Below are 6,741 nucleotides of genomic sequence, written 5' to 3'. Positions count from 1 at the left end.
CACCGTCTGCCCGATCGCATCCGCGCCCACGCGATGCTGTGCTTCATCGCCCTAATCCTGTACAGGGTCATGCGCAGCCGCCTCAAGCTCGCAGGCGCCCAGGTCTCCCCGGAACGCGCGCTCGAACAACTGCGCGCCATCCAGAGGCACCGTGTGCGCATCAACGACGCCGAGCCCATCGACGGCATCTCCACCATCGACGCCAACCAGGCGCATCTCTTCCAGGCCCTCAAACTGCCCAAGCCGACCCGCGACGCCCAGATGCCCCTGCTGTAGTGGCAATTTTTTAGCCACCATCAACAAAAACAAGAGGTTGGCGTGGTTGGTGTCGAACTCGGGTGCCAATGAGCATCACGCAAGGGGAGCCTACTTCCTTGGTTTGAATAGTTTTGCAGAGGTCGGCTAGACGGGTAGCGACGAGGCGCTCCTCTGTGCAACTGGCAGCCTGAACCAGCATCGCAGGTGTTTCGGGTGGAAGCCCCCCCTGCAGCAGTCCCGCTTCGATGGATGAGGCTTCGGCGACACCCATGTAAATGGCTAGGGTCAGCCCTGATTGGGCAAGTGCTGCCCAGCGCAGTGGGCTGCCATCCGGTTGACGGTGGCCGGTGATGAATGCCACACCCGGTGCATGGTGTCGATGGGTAAGGGATGTGCGCGCTGCCGCTGCCGCAGCCATGCCGGCCGTGATGCCAGGAACGATCTCAACTTGGAGACCGGCTGCGCGCAAGGCTGCAATTTCTTCTCCTGCCCGACCAAAAACCAGTGGATCACCTCCTTTGAGGCGTACGACACGCTCGCCACGAAGGGCCTCATACACCATGAGCCGTTCGATGAAGTCTTGCGGTGTGCTGGCACACCCGCCACGCTTGCCTACTGAAACGATGCGGCAGTCCGCCGCGAGATGTTTCAGACAGCCGGGATTGACCAGATCGTCGACCAGGGCCAATGTGGCCTGCTGCAGCACGCGCGCTGCCTTGAGGGTGAGCAACTCCGGATCGCCCGGACCTGCGCCGACGAGGTGGACTGTGAATCGAGAAGGGTCAGCGGGCTTGAGCATGAGGGGCCTCCGCGCGTGAGCAGGTCAGTGGAGTGGCAATCGCTAACGCGTTGGCACGCGTGCTAGCGGGGGCCATGATGGCCTCGCACATGTTGCGGATGCTGGCCATCTGTCGCGCCAAGGGCTCAGGCGGCAGCAAATAGCCGTCGAGCACGGCATGTGTCCAGTCCGCGCTGGCGTTCAGATCGAGTCCATCGGGCATATGCGGGCAAGGAATGAACGGCGCACCGGCAGGCCACTTTTGCACTGCGCCATCGGCATACAGGCTCAGACGCTCTGTGTCGCGGTTGGGATGGCCCACGGCCTCGCCCTCGCAGCCTCGAAGCAGCAAGGCAGGCTGCCGCAAAGCAAGCAAAACCTCTTGCATCAGCTGCGCATACTCCGGATGGGTGTAGGCCGTCACGAGCAGGCTGGGTGACTGCAAAGGATTGAGCATCTTGACTACGGAGTGACCGCCGTTGCGCACGCCGAGCACGTTGCGCCATTGCAGCAATCGGTGCAGCTCTGGGCTGAGGGTGTTCAGCGGCAGCAGCACGGCTTCGTTTTGTTCGAGCCACTGTTGCGCCTGCTCGACACCCGAGGCGACATGCATACCCAGCGCTTTCCACAGGGGTTCGGTGGGCAGGCGTCCGTGCTCAGTGGAGGGGGCGTCAATCACCAGAACGGGAAAATCTTGTTCGCGCAGGAGTGCGGCGAGCAAGGGGACCTGGTTGGGCAAACGGCGAGCGCCGTTCGCGCTGGGAATGACCACGACGGGACGCTCGGTGCGCACCACCAAGGGGGCGATGGTCTGCTGCACGGCCCGGGTGAAACCTTCAAGTTCTTCGGCGCTCTCGCCCTTCATGCGCAAGGCCAGCAGGAGGCCGCCAATCTGGGCGTCAGAGACTTCACGCCGCAGCAGCCAGCCCATCAGAATGCGGGCTTGTTCGCGGCTCAGATTGCGGCTGCCGTCCGCGCCGCGACCGATGGTGCGCAACATTGACAAAGCCTCGGGATTGAATCGGCCCGGGCCGGTCTCAAGTGCTATGGGAAGCTGGGAAGCGGGGTTGAACATGGCGAGAACCTCCTGAAATGGATACTGCAAGAATCAGGCCGTGACCGGGCCGCCGCCGCGCACGATGCGGCGCAATTCCGGCAGGCAGGAGCCGCAGTTGGTGCCGCACTTGAGTTGCTGCTGCAGCGTGGCGAGTTGCGTGTCAGCGTCGCCCCCCAGCGTGGGCAGCAGGGCGTCGATCTGGCTTTGCCAGACATCGAAACAGTTGCACACCTGGTGGCCGGGGCTGGGCAGATTGGCCGGAGGCGTGGTGGAGGGCAGCAGCAGCCAGCGGCCATAGGGCTTGGCACTGGCTTCGCTTTGCAGCAATTCGCGCAGCCAGCCTTGCGCCACCACGCTGTCGGCCGGGCCGCTGAGCAGCGCGGCGTCGATGCGCTCGCCCGCCAGTCGCACGGCACGGTGCACGCTGCGGCCAGGGTCGGCGTAGTGCAGCGCGGCGCTTCCCTGCAGGCCGAAATGGGCTTCGATGCGCGCCAGCAACGCGGCAGCAGGCGCACCGCGCGCGGCGGCGCGCAGCAGCAGGCCGGTGCGTTCGCGGCCGAAGGGCACGCACATGACGAAGGGCAGTTCGCCCAGTTCCTGCATCAGCGTGGTGCGCAGCGCCTGGGCGCTGTGTTCGGGCATCCAGCCGAAGGCGGCGAGGTGCCAGGTAAGGTTGGCGGCCTCCACCCGTACCGCGCTGTGCTTGAGTTCGGGCTGGAAGGAATAGGGGTCGATGACGGGCAGGGTGAGGCCGTTGACGCCCAGCCGCGCCACGCCTTCGGCATTGCGCCCGCCAAGGTATTCCGCGCCCCAGTGCATGGCGATGAAGGCCTGGCCGGGGCGCACCGTGTCGGTGGCGCGGGCGGGCAGCACGATGTCGCCGCGGCGCGAGGCCACGCGCAGCAACTCACCGTCGCTCAGGCCGCGCCGCGCGAGATCGCTGGGGTGAAGGTCGATGCAGGGCTCGGGTGCATGGTTGAACAGGCGTGGCACCGAGCCGGTGCGGCTCATGCCATGCCACTGGTCGCGCAGGCGGCCGGTGGTCAGCGCCACGGGGTAGCGCGCGTCGCAGGGTTCGGCCACGGGTTTGAAGGCCTCGGCGAAGAATCTGGCGCGGCCATCTGCCGTGGGGAACAAGCCGTCGTCGTACAGCCGCGCTTTGCCGACGCTCGCACCGGCGGGGTAGGGCCACTGCTGCGGGCCGTCGCGTTCCAGCGTGGTCCACGACAGGCCGGTGATGTCGAGGTCGCGGCCTCGGGTGCTTTCGCGGTGCTCGTTCCAGACGGCTTCGGGCGTAGCGTAGGGGAAGAGCGTGAGCTTGCCGTTCAGCCGTGCAGGCAAGAGGGCTTCGAGCCGATGGGCGAAGTCCACCGCAATCTCCCAGTCGTCGCGCGCCTCGCCGGGGGCTTTGGTTGCGGCGCGAACGCGGCTGATGCGGCGCTCGGAGTTGGTCACCGTCCCAATCTTCTCGCCCCAGGTGGTGGCGGGTAGCAGCACGTCGGCATAAGGCACGGTGGCCGCTGTGGTGTAGGCCTCCTGCACCACGACGAGTTCGGCGGTCTCCAGCGCACGGCGCACCAGCGCCTGGTCAGGCAGCGACTGCGCGGGGTTGGTGCAGGCGATCCACAGTGCTTTCACCTTGCCATCGGCCGCGGCCTGGAACAGCTCGACGGCGGTCTTGCCGCGCTGCGCAGGAACGTCGGCCACACCCCAGAGTTTGGCCACTTCGGCGCGGTGCGCGGGGTTGGACAAATCGCGATGCGCCGAAAGCAGATTGGCCATGCCGCCCACTTCTCGCCCGCCCATGGCGTTGGGCTGGCCGGTGAGAGAAAACGGCCCCGCGCCCGGCTTGCCGATCTGGCCGCAGGCGAGGTGAAGGTTGATGAGCCCGGCGTTTTTCGCCGTGCCGCTGCTTGACTGGTTCAGCCCTTGGCAATACAGGGAGAGCGTAGGCTGGCGCGTCTGCAGTGTCGCGTCAGGCGCGCCCAGCGCGAACCAGCGCGCGGCGGTGACGATGTCCTCCGCCTTCAGCCCGCACAGATTGGCAGCGGCCGCCGGGCTCATTTCCCGCACCAGCTCGCGCAGGGCCGCATAGCCGCTGGTGTGCGCTGCGATGTAGGCGGGGTCGACCAGGTCTTCCCACACCATCACATGCAGCATGGCGTGGAATAGCGCTACGTCGGTACCGGGCAGCAGTTGCAGGTGCAGATCGGCGAGTTCGGCGGTTTCGGTACGGCGCGGATCGATGACGATGATGCGCATCTGGGGCCGCCTGGCCTTGGCCTTTTCGATGCGGCGAAAGGTGATGGGATGCGACCACGCCGCATTGCTGCCCGCCAGCACCAGACAGGCTGCATGGTCGATGTCGTCGTAGTTGCACGGCGGCGCGTCAGCCCCCAGCGTGACCTTGTAGCCGGCTACCGCGCTGCTCATGCACACGCGGGAATTGGTGTCCACATTGTTGGTGCCGACCAGCCCCTTGGCCAGCTTGTTGAAAACGTAGTAGTCCTCGGTCAGCATCTGCCCGGAGATGTAGAAACCCACGCTGTCGGGGCCGTGCTCGGCGATGAGGGCGGCGAAGCGCTGCGCCACATGGTCCAGCGCCTCGTCCCAACGCACCGCACGGCGTGGCGCATCGCGCTGCGTGCGCAGTTCGGGCCGCAGCGCGCGCACCTGCGGCAGCAACTCCGGCTTGGCGCTCAGGTGCAGCGCGCCGCCCTTGGTGCACAGCTTGCCGAAGTTGGCCGGATGATCCGGGTCGCCGCGCACACCGGTGATGCGCCCGCCCTCGGTCTTGATGAGCACACCACAGCCCACGCCGCAATACGGGCAGGTCGAGCGCACCTCGCGCAGCGCGCCTTCGGGCACGATGGCGATGGAGCCTGCGGGCAGGTCGGCGGCGTTCATCAGTCCGCGCTCGCGCAGGCTGCGCCGTCACAGTGCGCCGCGTGCATCTCGGTAATCGGCGCGTGCAACTGGTCGCTGCGTAGATAGACCCGTTCGCCCTCCACCTTCACCGCGAAGGCCGGAGTGCAGCCCTCGTCTGGCGCTTGCGCACGACCATCGTCGAGCCGGATGGTCCAGTTGTGCAGCGGGCAGGCGACCGATTCGCCGAATACGATCCCCTGGCTCAGCGGCCCGCCCTTGTGCGGGCAGCGGTCGAGCAGGGCGTAGATGCGGTCGCTGGCGGTGCGGAACAGGGCGATATCCACGCCGTCCGGGCGTCGCACGCGGCGTGCGCCCAGGGCGGGAATCTCGGACTGGGTGCAGACAGGAGTCCAGTGGCTGGTGCTCATGCCGGCTCTCCTTGTGCTGCGGCAACCGGCACGATGGGAATGAACTGCCGCGTATCCACCTGCGCCTTGTCGAACTCGAACCACGGATCGGGCTCGCCCTGCAGCGCGAACTGCAGCCGCTCCCACAGCGCCGCGCGGCCTGCGGCGTCGTCGAGCACGCGCTGCCTCACATAGTCGAGGCCGACGCGGGCGATGTAATGCACCGTGCGCTCCAGGTACCAGCCTTCCTCGCGGTAGAGCTGGATGAAGGCGCCGGTGTATTCCAGCACTTCCTCCTGCGTCTTGAGCTTGACCAGGAACTGCGCCACCTCGGTCTTGATGCCGCCGTTGCCGCCGACATACATCTCCCAGCCGGAATCGACGCCGATGATGCCCACGTCCTTGATGCCGGCCTCGGCGCAGTTGCGCGGGCAGCCGCTGACCGCGAACTTCACCTTGTGCGGGGCGTACATGCGCCAGGTGGCGCGCTCCAGAATCTTGCCCATCGCGGTGCTGTCCTGCGTGCCGAAACGGCACCATTCGCTGCCCACGCAGGTTTTCACCGTACGCAGCGCCTTGGCGTAGGCATGGCCGGACGGCATGCCGATGGCGTTCCACACCGCCTGCAGGTCTTCCTTTTTCACGCCCAGCAGGTCGATGCGCTGGCCGCCCGTCACCTTCACCGTGGGGATGTTGAACTGGTCCACCGCGTCGGCGATGCGGCGCAGCTCGGCAGCCGAAGTCTCGCCGCCCCACATGCGCGGAATCACGCTGTAGGTACCGTCCTTCTGGATGTTGGCGTGGCTGCGCTCGTTGATGAAGCGGCTTTGCGGGTCGTCTTTCGCTTCGTGCGGCCAGGTGGAAATGAGGTAGTAATTCACCGCCGGGCGGCAGCTTGAACAGCCGTTGGGCGTGCGCCAGCCGAGCTTGGCGTAAACGTCGGCAATGGTCAGAAGATGCTGCTCGCGGATGGCCTCGCGCACGTCCTGGTGGCTGGCGTCGGTGCAGCCGCAGATTGCCTTCTTCTTTGGCGCGGAGCTGTAGTCGCCGCCTGCGGTGAACATCAGAATCTGCTCCACCAGGCCGGTGCACGAGCCGCAACTAGCGCTGGCCTTGGTGTGCTTGCGCACCTCCTCCAGCGTGAACAGGCCCTTGTCCTTTATGGCCTTGACGATGGTACCCTTGCACACGCCGTTGCAGCCGCAGACCTCGTCGCTGTCGGTCATCATCTGCGCCTTGCTCTGGCCCTGGTGGCCGGCGTCGCCCAAATGGCTTTCGCCGAACATCAGCTTGTCGCGGATGTCATGCACCTTGCGGCCTTCGCGCAGCAGCTTGAAATACCACGAGCCATCCACGGTGTCGCCGTACAGGCA

The 6,741-nt window shown here is 66.3% G+C and carries 5 protein-coding genes and 1 pseudogene; 1 reads left to right on the top strand and 5 read right to left on the bottom strand.

What is annotated here, in order from left to right; translation table 11 throughout:
• Positions 1-276, top strand: a pseudogene (locus B7X30_RS14230) (IS1634 family transposase); the annotation flags it as partial.
• A gap of 10 nt (positions 277-286) precedes the next feature.
• Here B7X30_RS14230 and cobA read toward each other — a convergent pair.
• The 5 genes from cobA to B7X30_RS14205 all read right to left on the bottom strand — a co-directional run.
• On the bottom strand, positions 287-1,057 hold the full coding sequence (cobA, locus tag B7X30_RS14225; RefSeq protein WP_286731429.1) for a uroporphyrinogen-III C-methyltransferase: 771 nt from the start codon (positions 1,055-1,057) through the stop codon (positions 287-289).
• A complete protein-coding gene (ybiB, locus tag B7X30_RS14220) occupies positions 1,041-2,111 on the bottom strand; it encodes a DNA-binding protein YbiB (RefSeq protein WP_286731428.1) in 1,071 nt (356 codons plus the stop codon). Before ybiB ends, cobA begins: the two co-directional genes overlap by 17 nt.
• A 33-nt stretch (positions 2,112-2,144) precedes the next feature.
• Positions 2,145-5,000 carry a nitrate reductase gene (locus B7X30_RS14215; protein ID WP_286731426.1) on the bottom strand — a complete coding sequence of 952 codons (2,856 nt, stop codon included), beginning with the start codon at positions 4,998-5,000 and terminating at the stop codon, positions 2,145-2,147.
• Positions 5,000-5,389 (bottom strand): nitrite reductase small subunit NirD, encoded by a 390-nt coding sequence (gene nirD, locus B7X30_RS14210; protein ID WP_286731423.1) that lies wholly within the window; start codon positions 5,387-5,389, stop codon positions 5,000-5,002. Before nirD ends, B7X30_RS14215 begins: the two co-directional genes overlap by 1 nt.
• The coding region (locus tag B7X30_RS14205) for a (2Fe-2S)-binding protein (RefSeq protein WP_286731420.1) at positions 5,386-6,741 on the bottom strand (1,356 nt) is incomplete at its 5' end. The genes B7X30_RS14205 and nirD, both read right to left, overlap by 4 nt.

Origin of the sequence: Thiomonas sp. 13-64-67, assembly GCF_002282795.1 — a bacterium.
Taxonomy (GTDB): Bacteria; Pseudomonadota; Gammaproteobacteria; order Burkholderiales; family Burkholderiaceae_C; genus Thiomonas; species Thiomonas arsenitoxydans.
Note: the sequence above shows the minus strand (reverse complement) of the source record. Positions and strands in the feature narration are given on the sequence as shown.